Source organism: Mycobacterium sp. 20KCMC460 (assembly GCF_022179425.1).
Lineage (GTDB): Bacteria > Actinomycetota > Actinomycetes > Mycobacteriales > Mycobacteriaceae > Mycobacterium > Mycobacterium kiyosense.
The window spans coordinates 627,104-641,990 of record NZ_AP025524.1 but is presented as its reverse complement, the minus strand read 5'-3'; the positions used below and the strand labels follow the sequence as shown (position 1 = coordinate 641,990).

General features: G+C 66.5%; 14 protein-coding genes and 1 pseudogene. 6 read left to right on the top strand and 9 right to left on the bottom strand.

Features of this window, described 5'->3' with window-relative positions:
* Positions 1-99: 99 nt before the first annotated feature.
* From MKCMC460_RS02990 to MKCMC460_RS02965, 6 genes are read right to left on the bottom strand one after another with little or no spacing between them, the layout of a single operon-like run.
* Positions 100-1,269 carry a CaiB/BaiF CoA-transferase family protein gene (locus tag MKCMC460_RS02990; protein WP_255731134.1) on the bottom strand — a complete coding sequence of 390 codons (1,170 nt, stop codon included), beginning with the start codon at positions 1,267-1,269 and terminating at the stop codon, positions 100-102.
* A complete protein-coding gene (locus tag MKCMC460_RS02985) occupies positions 1,262-2,197 on the bottom strand; it encodes an SDR family NAD(P)-dependent oxidoreductase (RefSeq protein WP_236979904.1) in 936 nt (311 codons plus the stop codon). Before MKCMC460_RS02985 ends, MKCMC460_RS02990 begins: the two co-directional genes overlap by 8 nt.
* Complete coding sequence (locus MKCMC460_RS02980; protein ID WP_236979896.1) at positions 2,197-4,038, bottom strand: NAD(P)/FAD-dependent oxidoreductase; 1,842 nt, start codon at positions 4,036-4,038, stop codon at positions 2,197-2,199. Before MKCMC460_RS02980 ends, MKCMC460_RS02985 begins: the two co-directional genes overlap by 1 nt.
* Complete coding sequence (locus MKCMC460_RS02975; RefSeq protein ID WP_236979894.1) at positions 4,035-5,213, bottom strand: LLM class flavin-dependent oxidoreductase; 1,179 nt, start codon at positions 5,211-5,213, stop codon at positions 4,035-4,037. The genes MKCMC460_RS02980 and MKCMC460_RS02975 overlap by 4 nt, the downstream gene beginning before the upstream one ends.
* On the bottom strand, positions 5,210-6,571 hold the full coding sequence (locus MKCMC460_RS02970) for an SRPBCC family protein (protein WP_236979892.1): 1,362 nt from the start codon (positions 6,569-6,571) through the stop codon (positions 5,210-5,212). Before MKCMC460_RS02970 ends, MKCMC460_RS02975 begins: the two co-directional genes overlap by 4 nt.
* Positions 6,572-6,590: 19 nt before the next feature.
* The gene (locus tag MKCMC460_RS02965) at positions 6,591-7,517 is read right to left on the bottom strand and encodes an SDR family NAD(P)-dependent oxidoreductase (RefSeq protein WP_236979890.1); all 927 of its coding nucleotides are present in this window, start codon (positions 7,515-7,517) and stop codon (positions 6,591-6,593) included.
* Between the two features lie 137 nt (positions 7,518-7,654).
* On the opposite strand from MKCMC460_RS02965, the gene MKCMC460_RS02960 reads away from it, so the two are divergent.
* From MKCMC460_RS02960 to MKCMC460_RS02945, 4 genes are read left to right on the top strand one after another with little or no spacing between them, the layout of a single operon-like run.
* Positions 7,655-9,259: an SMP-30/gluconolactonase/LRE family protein gene (locus tag MKCMC460_RS02960; RefSeq protein ID WP_370653063.1), complete on the top strand. Its 1,605-nt coding sequence runs from the start codon at positions 7,655-7,657 to the stop codon at positions 9,257-9,259.
* Positions 9,260-9,271: 12 nt separating this feature from the next.
* Positions 9,272-10,024: a GntR family transcriptional regulator gene (locus MKCMC460_RS02955; RefSeq protein WP_236979888.1), complete on the top strand. Its 753-nt coding sequence runs from the start codon at positions 9,272-9,274 to the stop codon at positions 10,022-10,024.
* A complete protein-coding gene (locus MKCMC460_RS02950) occupies positions 10,017-11,615 on the top strand; it encodes an AMP-binding protein (protein ID WP_236979886.1) in 1,599 nt (532 codons plus the stop codon). Before MKCMC460_RS02955 ends, MKCMC460_RS02950 begins: the two co-directional genes overlap by 8 nt.
* Before the next feature lies 1 nt (position 11,616).
* Entirely contained in the window at positions 11,617-12,381 is a 765-nt protein-coding gene (locus tag MKCMC460_RS02945) for an SDR family NAD(P)-dependent oxidoreductase (RefSeq protein WP_236979885.1), read from the top strand.
* 1 nt (position 12,382) lies between these two features.
* On the opposite strand, the gene MKCMC460_RS02940 is transcribed toward MKCMC460_RS02945, so the two are convergent.
* Positions 12,383-12,850: an SRPBCC family protein gene (locus MKCMC460_RS02940; protein ID WP_236979883.1), complete on the bottom strand. Its 468-nt coding sequence runs from the start codon at positions 12,848-12,850 to the stop codon at positions 12,383-12,385.
* A complete protein-coding gene (locus tag MKCMC460_RS02935; RefSeq protein ID WP_236979881.1) occupies positions 12,847-13,719 on the bottom strand; it encodes a rhomboid family intramembrane serine protease in 873 nt (290 codons plus the stop codon). Before MKCMC460_RS02935 ends, MKCMC460_RS02940 begins: the two co-directional genes overlap by 4 nt.
* A 168-nt stretch (positions 13,720-13,887) precedes the next feature.
* On the opposite strand from MKCMC460_RS02935, the gene MKCMC460_RS02930 reads away from it, so the two are divergent.
* Positions 13,888-14,112, top strand: coding sequence for a hypothetical protein (locus tag MKCMC460_RS02930; RefSeq protein WP_238305301.1), 225 nt, complete (start codon positions 13,888-13,890; stop codon positions 14,110-14,112).
* A 35-nt stretch (positions 14,113-14,147) separates the two neighbouring features.
* Here MKCMC460_RS02930 and MKCMC460_RS02925 read toward each other — a convergent pair.
* Positions 14,148-14,494: pseudogene (locus MKCMC460_RS02925) on the bottom strand (DUF899 family protein).
* A gap of 216 nt (positions 14,495-14,710) precedes the next feature.
* Between MKCMC460_RS02925 and MKCMC460_RS31350 the strand changes: the two are divergent.
* Complete coding sequence (locus MKCMC460_RS31350; RefSeq protein ID WP_255735447.1) at positions 14,711-14,839, top strand: hypothetical protein; 129 nt, start codon at positions 14,711-14,713, stop codon at positions 14,837-14,839.
* The last annotated feature ends 48 nt before the right edge of the window (positions 14,840-14,887 follow it).

Sequence of the window (14,887 nt, the reverse complement as noted above, 5' to 3'; positions counted from 1 at the left end):
GCGAGGGAGCCGCGAGTTGGGCCAGAAATCGCTCGACGACGACTTTCCCGTCGTCGTGCCGGTCACCACGATCGTCGCCGCGCCCATCCGGGCGCGCGTTCACTCCCGTAGCTGATCGACCGGCGCCAGCCCGAGTTGCTCGAGCACCTCCGCGGTGTCGGCGCCCAGCTCCGGAGCCGGACCCGCGACCCGCCCGGGCGTGCGCGAAAACCAGGTCGGCACACCGGGGAACCGTACCGGGCCGTTCGGTGTGTCCACCGTCTCGAAGAATCCGACGGCGTCGAGTTGCGGGTCGTCGAGCAGCTCGGCCGGACTCGACAGCGCCGACGCGGGTATCTCCAACTCGCGCAGCAGATCCAGCCATTCCTGGGTGGTGCGCTGTGCGAACGTCTCGCCCAGCAGTGCGTACACGGTGTCGATCTGCGCGGCACGCCCTTCCAGGGTCGCGTACCGGTCACTGGCCCACGCCGGTCGCACCGCGTCGACGAAGGCGGCCCAATGCTTGTCGTTGTAGACCAGCGCCGCGATGTAACCGTCGCTGGTGCGGTAGGGCCGGCGGTTGGGCGCCACCGCGCGCGGGTAGACCGCCGGGCTCAGCGGCGGATCGAAGACGGCGCCGTTGGCGTGTTCGACCAGCATGAACGACGCCATCGCCTCGAACATGCCGATCTCGACTTCTTGCCCCTCACCCGTGCGCTCCCGGTGGAACAACGCCATCGTGGTCGCATACAGGGCGGTGAGGCCGGCCACTTTGTCGGCCAGGATCGTCCCGGCGAAATTAGCCTCACCGGTCAGCTGCTGCTGCACGGCGGGTACGCCGCAGGCGGCCTGAATGGTGTCGTCGTAGGCGGGCAGATCCCGGTTGGGGCCGCGACGGCTGTAGCCGTAGCAATTCGTGTACACGATGCCCGGGTTGATGGCGGCGACGTCGGCGTAGGCGAGTCCGAGCCGGGCGATCGCCTTGGCGCGCATGGAGTGGATGAACACGTCGGCGCGCTCGATGAGCGCACGCAGGGCGGTCTGGCCGGCGTCGGACTTCAGATCGAGGGTGATGCCGCGCTTGCCGCGGTTGACGTTGACGAACACCCCACTCATTCCGCGGGCCGGCCCGACCGAGACGTACCGGGTGTCATCGCCTTGCGGCGGCTCGATTTTGATGACGTCGGCGCCCATGTCGGCCATGATCTGGGTGCAGTAGGGACCCATCACCATCGCGGTGAGGTCGACGACGCGCACGCCCGCCAGCGGGCCGAAGCCGGAGTCAGCCACTGTGCGCCGCTTCCCGCATCGCCCACGCCGCCGACTCGAAGCTGTAGCGGATATGGTCGGCGTGCCCGTCCGGGACGACCGGGAAAACGAGTGGCGCGGCCAGGTTGCGGATGGCGTACAGCTGTTCGGCAACGTCCTCGATTGTCCACGACAAGCGTTGCACCCCTGGGCTTTCGGCGATCACCGCGCGTGCCACCCGACCGGCGATGGCGATCAGCATCTCCCCGCTGACCGGGCAGGACTCGTGCGCCAGCAGCCCCACCACCGGCGCCACCAGGTCGGTTCCCATCGGCGGATACGCCGAAATGTCAATGCCGTCAGCCATTCTGGTCACCGCCGACGGTACGATCACGTTGCACAGCACCCCGTCGGCGGCGCCCTCGAGCGCCACCACGTTGGACAGCCCCACCAGTCCGGCTTTGGCGGCCGCATAATTGGCGACCTCATGATTGCCGTACAGCCCGCCGATCGACGACGTCAACACGATGCGTCCGTACCCTTTCTCGCACATCAGCGGGAACGCGGGCCGCACCACGTGAAACGCGCCACGCAGGTGGACGTCGAGGACTGCGTCGAAGTCCTGGTAGCTCATCTCCTTCAACGAACCGCGTCGCACGGTGCCGGCGTTATGAATGAGGATGTCGACGCGCCCGAAGTTGTCCAGCGCGGCACCGATGATGGCCTGGCCGCCGGCTGCGGTCGTCACCGATTCGGTTGACGCCACCGCCACACCGCCGGCCGCCGAGATTTCGTCGACAACCTGTTGTGCGGGCTCGAGATTGTGGCCGTCTCCGGTCAACGCGCCGCCGGTGTCGTTGACCACCACCTTGGCCCCACGGGCAGCAAGCATCAGGGCATAGGCACGTCCCAGCCCGCGGCCGGCGCCGGTGATCACGGCGACGCGACCGTCGTATCTGAGTTCGGTCATCACGACTCCAGGATCAGGCCATCCAGCGTTCCGGTGGCGCGCCATTCGGCGAGCAGGTCACCGAAAGCATAGAAGCCGGGCCCGTACGGCTCGCCCAGGTGTGACCGGATGCCCTCGGTGCCACCGCCTTCGTTGTTGTAGTAACCCGGGGTGCACTCCAGGTCAAACGCCGAGTTGTCGATCGCCGTCTCCTTGATCGTCTTGCACCACTGGTCCTGCGCCTCCTGACTGGGTTCCACGACCGTCGCACCGCGTTTGAGCGCCTCGGCGATGATGTAAGCGATGTGCTCGCCCTGCAGTTCGTAGTTGGCGGCGATGTTCGCCGAGATGCCGACCTGGGTGAACCCGGTGAAGAACTGGTTGGGGAAGCCGCGACTGGTCATGCCGTGCAACGTCTTGTAGCCGTCCCGCCAGTAGTCGAAGAGGGACAGGCCGTCGCGGCCGTCGATCGCCTCCAGCGAATACCGGCGGCTGATCTCGGTGGTGATCTCGAAACCGCTGGCGTAGATGATGCAGTCGACCTCGTATTCGATACCGTTGGCCACCAATCCTTTTGGCGTCGCCCGCTCGACACCCTTGGTGCCCGACACGTCCACCAGCGTCACGTTGGGCCGGTTGAACGTGGGCAGGTAGTCGTCGTTGGTGCACGGCCGCTTGCACAGGAACCGGTAGTAGGGCTTGAGCGCTTCGGCGGTCTCGGGGTCCTCGACGATCTCGGCCACGCGCCGGCGCAGCCGCTCCATCACCTTGTAGTCTTCTTCCTCCCGGATGGCCATGAACTGCTCCGGGGTCATCGACGCGGGATCCTCCAGGGCCAGCACCCGGGCGGCGGTGTTGCGGCCCAGTTCGGTCCAGAAGTCGCAAACCAGGTCCGGCTGTCCCAGCGCCATTCCCTCGAAAGTCCAGGCGTGGAAGTTGCGTTGCCGTTCCTTCTGCCAGCCGGGCTTGAGCGTCTTCACCCACTCGGGGTCGGTCGGTGTGTTGTTGCGGGCGCCCACCGACGACGGTGTGCGCTGGAACACGTACAGGTGCTTGGCGTATTCGCCCAGAAACGGCACGATCTGGATGGCGGTCGCGCCGGTGCCCACCACCGCGACGCGCTTGTCGCTCAGCCCGGTCAGTCCGCCGGTAGCGTCGCCGCCGGTGTAGCCGTAGTCCCAGCGCGACGAGTGAAAACTGTGACCCTGGAAGTCTTTCAGGCCCGGGATTCCCGGCAGCTTGGGCCGGTGGAACGGGCCGGAGGCGACCACTACGAAGCGCGCCCTGATGTCGTCGTCGCGGTTGGTGCTGACCCGCCAGCGCTTGATCTCCTCGTCCCAGCGCAGTGCCCGTACCTGGGTGGAGAACAGCGCGGAATCGTAGAGGCCGTAGTGCTTGCCGATTCTGCGGCAGTGCTCGTAGATCTCACTGCCGTCGGCGAACTTCTTGCTGGGGATGTAGTTGAGCTCCTCCAGTTGCGGGATATAGCAGTAGGATTCGTTGTCGCACTGCAACCCCGGGTAGCGGTTCCAGTACCACACGCCGCCGAAGTCGCCGCCGAGCTCGATGATCCGGACGTCCTCCACGCCGGCCTTCTTCAGATGCGCCCCGCAAAGCAGGCCGCCGAAGCCGCCGCCGAGCACGGCGACGTCAATGTCGGCCGAGATCGGGTCGCGGACCAGGTCCGGCGAGTGCGGATCGATTTCGTAGAAACCGGCGAAGTCGTCGACCAATTCGATGTACTGTTTGGAACCCTCTGGGCGCAGCCGCTTTTCGCGCTCCTGGCGGTACTTCTCCCGCAGTGCGTCCACGTCGATGTCGTCGGCCCCCTCGGTCGGGGGGCAGTCCGGTACCCCGGTCATGCGATCGCGTTCTCCGGGAGCGCCGCGGGGTGCAGCGGTGCCGCCATCTGGTGCACGGCCGGCAGCACCTCCTGGGCGAACAGCCGGGTGCTGTCCATCGCCTCGTCGTAGGGCATGGTGCCGAACTGCGGCACGATCGTCATCTCCGAGAACGAGCATGCCTCTTGCGCTGCTTTGATTCGGGTGAAGATCTCGTCGGGTGTACCGATCAGCAGGTTGGAGGCATGGTAGCCGGGCGTCTTGGGCGCGCCCTTCGCGTCATGGGTTACCGAAGAGGCCAACACCGCGGTCGCAGTGGCCTCCCGAGCGGCATAGGCCTCGTAACCCTTGACGCCCTTGAAGTTCGACGCGTCGGCGAAGCCGTAGTGAACGGTGACGTCGCGGTTGGCCGTGTAGATCCACTCCTCGGACTTCGCCGCGCCATCGGCGTCGGGGGTGCAGTACATGAACATCACGTTCTTCGGCTGACACGGCGGCAGGCCTTCTTCCTGACGGAAGGTGTTGACCTTCTGCACTTCCCGGCCGGCGTCCTCGATCGGCTTGTTGCCCACGAACAGCGGGACCATGCCGCGCCGCGACAGGATCTCCAGCGACTCCGCGGTCGACGACGAACTGTAGATGCGGGAGAACAGATCGCCGCTGCGCGGCTCGGGCCGTAGCGACATCTCCGGCACCTTGAAAATCTCACCGTCATAGGAGAATCGCTTGCCCGAGAAGGCGAGTTCGAGGATGTCCAGGGTTTCGTTGAACCGCTGCCGGCTCTCCTCCCGCGGGACGCCGACGGCGTCGAACTCCCCCTTGGACACGCCGCGGCCGATGCCGATGGTGTCGTAGCGGCCGTTGGAGATGATGTCGAGGTAGGCGATCTGATGCGCCAAGCGCACCGGATGCCACCATGGTGCGACCACGACGAAGGTGCCCAGGCTGACCCGCTCGGTGCGTCCGGCAAAGTAGCTCAGCGCCTGAATCGGGTTGGGCGTCATGCCATACGGGGTTCCGCAGTGCTCGGGCATCCAGATGCCGTCGAACCCGAGCGGTTCGGCCAGATCGGCGATCGCCAGCGTGCTCTGCACGCATTCCCAGTCCGGGGTGGCCGGCGGCTGGCTGAAGTCTTCGGCCAGCACCCGGTCCCAGTCGTGCGAATTGTGGGCTCCGAAGCCAAGATTGACCTTCATCGTTGTATCTCCGTCTCTGTTGCTAGATGCTGCGGGGCGCCGGTCCCCATGTACTTGGCGAGGTTGCGGTGCAGGTTGGCGGTACTGCGTTCCATGTAGGGATTGGGTTTGGGGCCCCGGAAGCCCAGCGATTTCATGCCCTGCTGCACGGCGGCCATGTTGGAGAAGTCCTGCGGGAGGACACTGCGCCAGTTCGGATCGTCCGGCGGGGCATACACCCATTCTGTCTGCGGCTCTTCCCCTTTGGGGTAAAGCTCGTAACACGATGCCTCGAAGATGCACTCGTCGGGGTTGTAGCCGTGCGGGCGGGCGCTGTAGCACAGGGCGGTGGTCAGGCCCTGGCCGATCTGGAAGTTCGGGAAGATCTGCCACGCGGTGCCGCTGGCGGCCAGGTGTTCGGGGTCGATGGTCGGCCAGATCACGCCACGGGCCTCGTCGTCGCGGCGTGCCGAGCCGAGCCAATGGCTGAGCACCTGGTCGGCCGGTGCGTCCTCGGGCAGCTCCTCGACCAGCCGCAGCGCCGCGTCCACCAGTGTCTTGGTGGTGGTCGCGTTGGTCTCTTCCAATGTGTAGAGCTGCATTTCGGCCGTCGACACCCGCGGGTCGGCACCGGTGCCCAGCCGGATCTTGGACTTGGTCTCAGCCAGATCCTTCGGCGCGTCGTATCCGATGTTGCTGTGCTTGCCCTGCGCTGCGGCCCAGCCGCGGAAGTTGCCGAACTTGTTGAACTGCGGATGTGTGGTGGCGACGTGGTAGGTCTCGTTGAACGCCTCCATCGCCACCTTCCAATTGCATTGGAAATGCAGCCACTTTCGCCATTTGCAGCGCATGTCGGCCAGATTGAACGGGTCAAGCATGGTGGCCGCGGGTTCGAGGTAGTCGCGCAGCGGTTCGGCGGCGGGATCCATGTTGATCCAAATCCAGCCGCCCCAGGTGTCGACGTTGACCCTGCCCAGGTGGGTGTTCTCCGGGGTCAGCGCGCCCTGCCAGTCTTGTCGTTCCGGGATGTGGGTGCAGTTGCCGTCCTGGTCGTAGGTCCAGCCGTGGAATCCGCAGACGAACGACTTCTTGTGCCCGCAAGCATTTTTCGCGCCCGCCGGGGTGTCTACCAGTCGGCGGCCGCGGTGTACGCACACGTTGTGGTGCGCCTTGAAACTGTCAGTCCCGGTGCGGACCACCAGGATCGAGTCGTCGAGAATGTCGTAGGTCAGGTAGCTGCCCACCCTGGGCAGGTCTTCGACCCGGCCCACCTGCTGCCATACCTTGCGCCACAGCTTGTCCCGTTCGGCGCGGGCATACTCCTCGGAGATGTAGGCGTCGACCCCGATCGTGACGGGGGCGCTCAGATCGTCATTCATCGCTGTCTCCCTTCTCGTCTCATAGTTGCGACCCGCTACTGTCCCCTGGTGGCGACCCGCTGCGCCCGGCTTCACCGCGCTGGTCCCACCGTTTGATCGCCGCCCGGAACGACTCGTCCTTGAGGAACAGCGAGGTGTTGTCGGCACCCAGGTGTCCCCATTTGAGGTTCAGGCCACCGTCGACCAGCAGCGTCTGCCCGGTGATATAGCTGGACAGATCCGACAGCAGGAACAGGATCGCGCCGGCGACTTCCTCGGGGCGGCCCCGCCGGCCCATCGCGATAGCCCGGCGGTCCCGTTCTGGGTCGTCGTCGGTGTAGGTGCGCGACGCCGGCGTCTCGGTGACCCCGGGCGCGACCGCGTTCACCCGGATGGCGCCGCCGCCGTCTTCGTCGCAGGCCAGTTCGGCCGCCATGGTGCGAGTCACCGCCACGATCGCGGCCTTGGCCGTGCCGTAGGCGATATGGAACGGTGCGGTGTTCATCCCGCTGATCGACGAGATCGACACGATGGAGCCGGGGCGCCGCCGACTTTTGAGCTCGGCGGCCACCGCCTGACTCATGAAGAACATCGTCTCCAGGTTGCGGGCGAACAGATCCCGCCAGTCGCTGCGGTTCACCCGCGTCGACGGCATCCAGGTCGACGGGTCCGCGCCGCCGGCGACGTTGACCAGGCCGTGCAGTTCGCCCTCGGCACGTCGCGCTGCCCCGATCGCCACCTCGACGCCGTCGTCGGTGGACACATCGGCGGCCACCGGCACTACCGGCAACCCCTGGTCCACCAAGGGGCGCAGGTGCCGGTCCAGATTGTCCTGGCCGCGGCTCACCCCGATCACCGTCGCACCGGCCTCGGCGACCATCCTGGTGACGGTGGTGCCGATACCGCCGCCCGCCGCGCCGGCGACCACGACGACCCGGCCGGCGAGTCCCAACGGATCTCGACTCACCTATTTGTCCGGACATGATAACGATGTGCACGCATTAGAGAGCATGATTCTCTGCTACTGGCCTGCGCGTCAAGGCCGGCCGAGGATCTCGGCGTCACTATTGTCTGGACCACAGCGCAATTGCTATCGTCCAACCGGTGATAGCCGGATCGTCGCACTCCATCGGTCAGCCGGGCCGCTACCCCGTCGCGTACACGCCGGCCGTGGCCGAAGGCTGGACCCTGACTCGGCTCACCGAGCCGAGCCGCCTGTTCGGCGCCAACGGCATCCGCACCGGTCCGGACGGCCGGATCTACATCGCCCAGGTGACCGGGAGCCAGATCAGCGCGCTCGACGTCGAGACCGGCCTGATCGACACCGTCAGCGCCAAAGGCGGCGACATCATCGCGCCCGACGACGTCGCGTTTGACCCGGACGGCAACCTCTACGCCACCGAGGTGATGGACGGGCGGGTCAGCGTTCGCGACGCGGCCGGCCGCACCCGGGTCATTCGCGACGACCTGCCGTCGGCGAACGGCATCACGGTCCACCAGGGCAGGCTTTTCATCGGCGAGTGCCGCGCGGGCGGGCGACTGATGGAACTCGACCGCGGCGCCGGCACGCCACGCATCCTGCTGGAGAACGTGCCGATGCCCAACGCCATGGAGGTCGGCCCGGACGGGTTGCTGTATTTCCCGGTGATGGGCGCCAACGAAATCTGGCGCATCGATCCCGAAGGCGGTGCGGCCGAGCGCGTCGTCGGCGACCTCGGCGTCCCGGACTCGGTGAAGTTCGACGCCGAGGGTTACATCGTCTCCACCCAGGCGCACAGCGGTCAGGTGCTGCGTATCAATCCCCGCACCGGCGATCGCGCCGTGCTGGCCGATCTCAATCCGGGCCTGGACAACTGCACATTCGTGGGCGACCGCTTGTTCGTTTCGAACTTCACCGGCGAGATCACCGAAGTCCTGGTCGGCGGCGAGCACCGCACGGTCCTCAAAGGCGGACTGAACTGGCCGCTGGACCTGACCGTCGGCCCCGACGGCAACCTCTACGTCGCCGACGGCACTTTCTTCTACACGCTGCAGCCCGACGGCACGCTGCGCACGGTCGGAATGCTGTTCAGCCCTGGCTACCCGGGGTTCCTGCGTGGCCTGACCGCGACCGGCCCCGGCGAGTTCGTCGTCACCACCTCCAACGGCGAGGTTGCCCGATACCGGCCCGCCGACAACGAAAGTCAGATCTTGGCAACGGGTTTCGACCAGCTCTACGGGGTCGCGGTAGCTTCGGACGGCGCGGCTTATGTCGCGGAGCTCGGCGCCGGCCGCGTGTTGGGAGTCCACGGCGGGCAGGTCGAGGTGTTGGCGTCCGGCCTCGCTGATCCGGTCGGCGTCGCGGTCGACCGCGACGGAAGGTGCCTGGTTTCGGAGTCCGGCCGGGTCCGCAGCCTCGACGGCACGGTGGCGTTCGACGGGCTGCAGCGACCGCAAGGGATATTGGTGCTGGGCCGCGAGCTCTACGTAGTCGACACCGGCGCAAAGGAAATCGTTGCCTTCGACCTGGACAGCGGCGTCCGGACCACCATCGCCGGGGACCTGCCGCTCGGTGCCCCACCGGGCATCTCACCCAAACCATTGCGCGGCATGCCGCCGTTCTCCGGGCCGCAAGGACCGTTCGCCGGAATCGCCGCCGGATCGGACGGCACGCTGTACGTGTCGGCCGACGGCGACGGCAGCCTGCTGGCCTTGCGCCGCGAATCCTGAAGGGCCGCAACGTTGTCTCCCCCGCCGTCGGAAGCCAAGGTGGTCGACCACCGCTATCTGCAGGTGGCCCGCACGCTGCGTAAGGAAATCGTCGACGGCGTCTATCCGGTCGGGTCGCAGCTGCCGACCGAGCATGAGCTGTGCGAGCGATTCGAGGTGAGCCGCTACACGATTCGGGAGGCGTTGCGGCGGCTGCGCGACGACAACCTGGTGTCGTCGCGGCCCCGGACCGGAACGTTGGTGGTTCCGCGACCGTCGTCGGATTCCTATGTGCAGCATGTCATGTCGATCAACGACCTGCTGGAGTTCGCCACCGGGACCCGGTTCGTGATCGAGTCGGTCGCGATGGTCACCATCGACGACGACTCGGCGGCACGCTCGGGGCTGGCCGTAGGGGAGCAATGGCTGACCGTGCGCGGGTTTCGACAGTCCGATGACGGTGAGCCGCCGCTGTGCCGCACCGAGTACTACATCAACCGCGCGTTCGCGGCCGTCGGCCGGCTGCTACAACGCCACGAGGGGCCGATCTTCCCGTTGATCGAGGACTTGTTCGGGCTCAGCATCGTCGAGGTGCAGCAGGAGATCGTCGCGGTGCTGCTGGCGGCGGAACTGGCCGACGGCCTCGACGTGGCGCCCGGCACGCCTGCGCTGCAGGTGCAGCGCACCTACCGCACCTCCGACGACCAGGTGGCCCAGGTCACCATCAACACCCATCCCGCATCGCGGTTCCGGCATTCGATGACGATGCGACGGGTACGTGGCTGAGGGCCGGAGGCTGGTCGGCGGACGTCTGCTCCGCTGGGACGACGAGCGGGCGTCGCAGGCGTATACCCAAGGACATTGGGCCAGAGGAACTTTGGCGGATGCGCTGCGCGCGGCCGCCCAGGACACGCCCCGCCGGGTCGCCTTGGTCGATGCCGATCATCGGCTGACCTGTGCCGAATTGCGTCTACAGGCCACCGCTTTGGCGGACGCGCTGCTGGAGCGCATCCCGGCCGGCAGCGTGGTGTCGTTCATGCTGCCCAACTGGCACGAAGCCGCGGTGATCTACCTGGCCAGCACCCTGGCCGGGATGGTGGCCAACCCGATCCTGCCCTCGCTGCGCGAGCGCGAGCTGCGGTTCATCCTCGAAGACGCCGACAGCCGCGTGCTGTTCATCCCGTCGGCCTTCGGCCGCCACGACTACGCCGCGATGCTGCATCGGGTTGTAGCCGAATTGACGACGCCACCGGATGTCGTCGTGGTGCGCGGGGATTGCCTTGACGGCCAACTCGGGTATGCGTCGTTGACCTCGCCGCGGTCTGGCAGTGTGCCGCTGCCCGGCCTGCAGCCCGACGACGTCCGCATGATCCTCTACACCTCGGGAACCACCGGCCGGCCCAAAGGGGTACTGCACAGCCAGAATTCGATTCACGCGTTGATGTGCCAGATTCGCGACCACTGGTTCGTCGAGCCGGGCGACGTGTTCCTGGTGGCCTCGCCGATCGCACATATCGGCGGTTCCATCTACGCGTTCGAGGGGCCGCTGCTGCTCGGCACCACCGCGGTGCTGATGGACCGCTGGAACGCCGACGAAGCGGTGCGGATCATACGGACCGAGCGCTGCACGCATATGGCCGGCGCGACCCCCTTCCTGGAGCAACTGCTGGCCGCCGCGCAGCGGGCCGGCACCAACCTGCCCGACCTGAAAGTGTTCATCTGTGGCGGCGCATCCGTTTCACCTCAGCTGATACGCCGGGCGGCAACATATTTCGAGTCGACCACCGTGACACGGGTGTACGGATCAACCGAAGTGCCGGTGACCACGGTCGGATCACCCGATGATCGGGACCGCGCGGCCGACACCGACGGCCGGGCCGGTATCGCCGACATCCGGCTCGTCGACGGCGAGATCCGACTGCGCGGGCCACAGATGCTGGTCGGCTACCTGCATCCCGAGGACGACGACAACTCGTTCGACGCCGACGGCTACTTCCGCACCGGCGACCTGGGGCGCTGGGTCGACGACGAGTACCTGGTGGTCACCGGCCGCGCCAAGGACATCATCATCCGCAACGGCGAGAACATCTCGCCCAAGGAAGTCGAGGACGTCCTGGTCACCCATCCGGGGATCGCCGAGATAGCCGTCGTCGGACTGCCGGACGAGCGCACCGGGGAACGGGCGTGCGCGGTGGTGGTGGCCGCGAGCAGCGCCGGACCCGACGTCACCGACCTGCGTACCTTTCTGGAGGCGGCGGGCGTTGCGCGCTTCAAAGCGCCCGAGCAGGTCGTCATCTGGGACGACCTACCGAAGAACGACGCCGGAAAGATACTCAAGCATCAGATCAAAGCGGCGCTGATGGAAGCGGAGCGGTGATATGCAGGTAGCTATCGTGACCGGCGCGACGGGCGGCATCGGATCCGGCTGCGTGACAAAGCTTGCCGATTCGGGCATGGCGGTGCTGGCGACCGGACGCGACGAAGACAAGCTCGCCGAGCTGGCCCGGTCGAACGACCGAGTCGCCACCCTGGCCGTCGACCTCGTCGACGACGATGCCCCACACCAGATCGTCGATGATGCGCTAAAACGTTGGGGCCGAATCGATTTCCTGATCAACGCCGCAGGCATCGGCAGTCCCAAGCCGTTGCACGAGACCGACGACGAATCCCTGGATCATTTCCTGGGTTTAATGCTGCGAGCGCCGTTCCGTCTGGTGCGTGAGGTGTTACCGCACTTGCGGCCGGGTTCTGGCATCGTCAACATCACCTCGACGTTCGCCGTCGTGGGCGGCATGCGCGGCGGTGCCTACTCGGCAGCCAAGGGCGGGCTGACGGCGATGACCACCCACATCGCCTGCCAATACGGTGCGCAGGGAATACGTTGCAACGCAGTAGCTCCCGGGGTGGTGCAGACCGCCATGACCGAGCATCGCCTGCAGGACGAGCGGTTCCGGCGAATCAACGTCGAGATGACGCCGCATCAGCGGTTGGGCACGGTGGACGACGTCGCCGGCACGGTGGCTTTCCTGTGCTCACCCGGCGGCGAATTCATCAACGGCCAGACGATCGTGGTCGACGGCGGTTGGAGTTCGACGAAGTACCTGTCCGATCGGGCGCTGAACTCGGAGTGGAACCTTCAGTAGCTCAACGCAATTCGAAATGGCGCCGAATCCCGTAGAGCATCCTGGCGTGCGCCTTGACCCCCTGGCGAACGGTGAACGCGGCCAACGGCCGCGGCGCGGCGAACCGGATTCGTTCGGTGATGCGGGTGCCGCCGTCGATCGGCGTGAAGCTCACCGTGCCGCGCAGGCGCACCCCGGGTGACTGGTCGGCCTCGGTGTGCACGTCGCCTTCGACCGGAACGTGCAACCGCGCCCGGTAGGTGACCTTCGTCGTGATCGGCCCCAGCGGAATCCGGTCCACCACCCGATAGCCGACCCGGTAGCCGTCGGGCGTTTCACTGCGGTCCAGCAACTCCACCGACACGATCAGCGGATGTACCAGCCGGATGTTGTCCAGATCGACGTAGTAGTCGCGGACCTGGTCGGGCGGGGCGGGCACCTGTTCGGTCAGCGTCCGCTCGAAGTGGGCGGTCCACCAGCCCACAGTCATGCCCCCGTGAGTTGGGTGAACAGTTCCCCGGTGCGCCACCAGATCAAGACCGCGAACACCGCCAGGGCGAAGACGGTCACTGAAGCCTGAATCAGGTCTCGTCGGTGCCGCGGCGCGTACACGTAGGCGGCGGCGATCAACCCGCCGGTCACCAACCCGCCCAGGTGTCCCTGCCAGCTGATCTGCTGCGAGCTGATCAGCGGTACGACGAAAGTGAAGGCGAGGTTGATGACGATGACGGCGACCACCCAGCGGACGTCCAGAGTGAGCCGCTTGGCGACCACGAACGTTGCCGCGAACAGGCCGAACAATGCGCCCGACGCCCCCGCGGTCGCGGAGTTCAGCGGCGAGATCAGATAGACCAGCACCGAGCCGCCCAGCCCGCTCAGCGCATACAGTGCGCTGAACCGCAGCCGGCCCAGCCACATCTCCAGCGGCGGCCCCACGACGTACAGCGCCCACATATTGAGCAGCAGATGCGCCGGGCCGTAATGCATGAACGCCGACGTCACCAGGCGGTACAGCTGCCCGTAGACCGCGACGCCCGGCGGCCAGAGGCTCAGTTGGCGCTGTACCTCTATCGACGCGGACTCGGCCATGAACGCCAGCACGTTGAGTGCGATCAGCACATAGGTGACCACCGGCGCGCCGGCCCGGTCCCGGCCACCGAAGCGGGTTCGCGGATCCCGGACGGTGGCCGCGCCCTGCTGCACGCAGTCCACGCACTGGTGACCCACCGCGGCGCTGCGCATGCAATCGCCGCAGATCGGACGATCACAGCGGGTGCACCGGAGGTACGTCTGGCGGTCCGGGTGCCGGTAACACGTTGGTGCATCGGCGGGCAGCTGCGGTGGGATTGCGCCACTCATCGCACCCATTCTTGCCGCCATCCACCGCGCCCGCGCGAATGGGTGCGGACGGCCGACGCCGGGCACGTTTCGCCGGATGCTCCGGTAGCTGTACCCCGCGCTCTTACCCGCGGCGACCCGCTCGCGTGGCTATTCCCTCGCCAGCCCGGTTCACCTACTGTGACAAAGGTGGACTCACACGGAACCCCCGAATTGGTGCCCGTCGAAAATTTGCATTCGGGCGATCCCATCACCGACGGGGGCCAGCGGTACATAGTTCTCGAGTCGAAGACGGTCGGTGACGGCTGCGTGGTCCTCGAGCTGGAATCCAGAGTGGATCACCAACTCCAGGTCATCGAGAAGTCCTTCCCCGCCGGCTACCACGTCGGCCGGGCAGACCACACACACCTGTAGGGATTTCGAATAGCCCGGTCCGGCAACCACGAGCCTCAATTGCGCGGCGGGCGTTGGTCATTCGGTCCGTTCGGGTCGGCGTCACCGAACCAGCGCAACGGGACGTGCTCGCATACCAGTCGTGCCAGGCCCACCACTCGTACGGTTTGCTCTGCTGGTAACGCTGCGGGGAGCCTTTCCAGTCCTCCTTGGCGCCCGAGCGCGGTCATGTCCGGGATGCTCCAGGTGTTGCCCAACACCTCGTCGCCCCGATTGTTCACGAAGTAAATACGGAACACACGTGGCCCGTCGTGAATGAACGAAATGGTGCCGTGCATTCGTGCACACCGAAGTCGGCGTCGAACCCGTCGGTGATGGTGTACCAGGGCATCGTCCGGCCCATCCGCTGCTTGAGACGCGCAATGTCGGGCTGCGGCGCCCGCGACGCGAACGACTTGGTCACCAATATCGATGCGGCTCGCCGTCCAAATTCATCGGTGCGCTGCTGGGTCGCCCGCCGCAGGTATGTGTTCAGACATGCCACTGCAGCAGGATTCACGGCGCAGGCGGAACCGTCGGCCAACCGGCTGTCGCTGAGTACCGACGCAACGCAGATAACATGTTGAAAGCCCATTCCATCCAGGTCCACACCTGTCACGCCACGGGCGGCGTTGCCGGGGTGGCCACGATGACCGTATTTCTGGAACCGACGCTGTTCCCCACGTTCGGATTGCCACCCGACCGGTAATACACCGGTGGACCGGCCGTGTGGACAGCTTCGCGCGGCGCCGGAAGG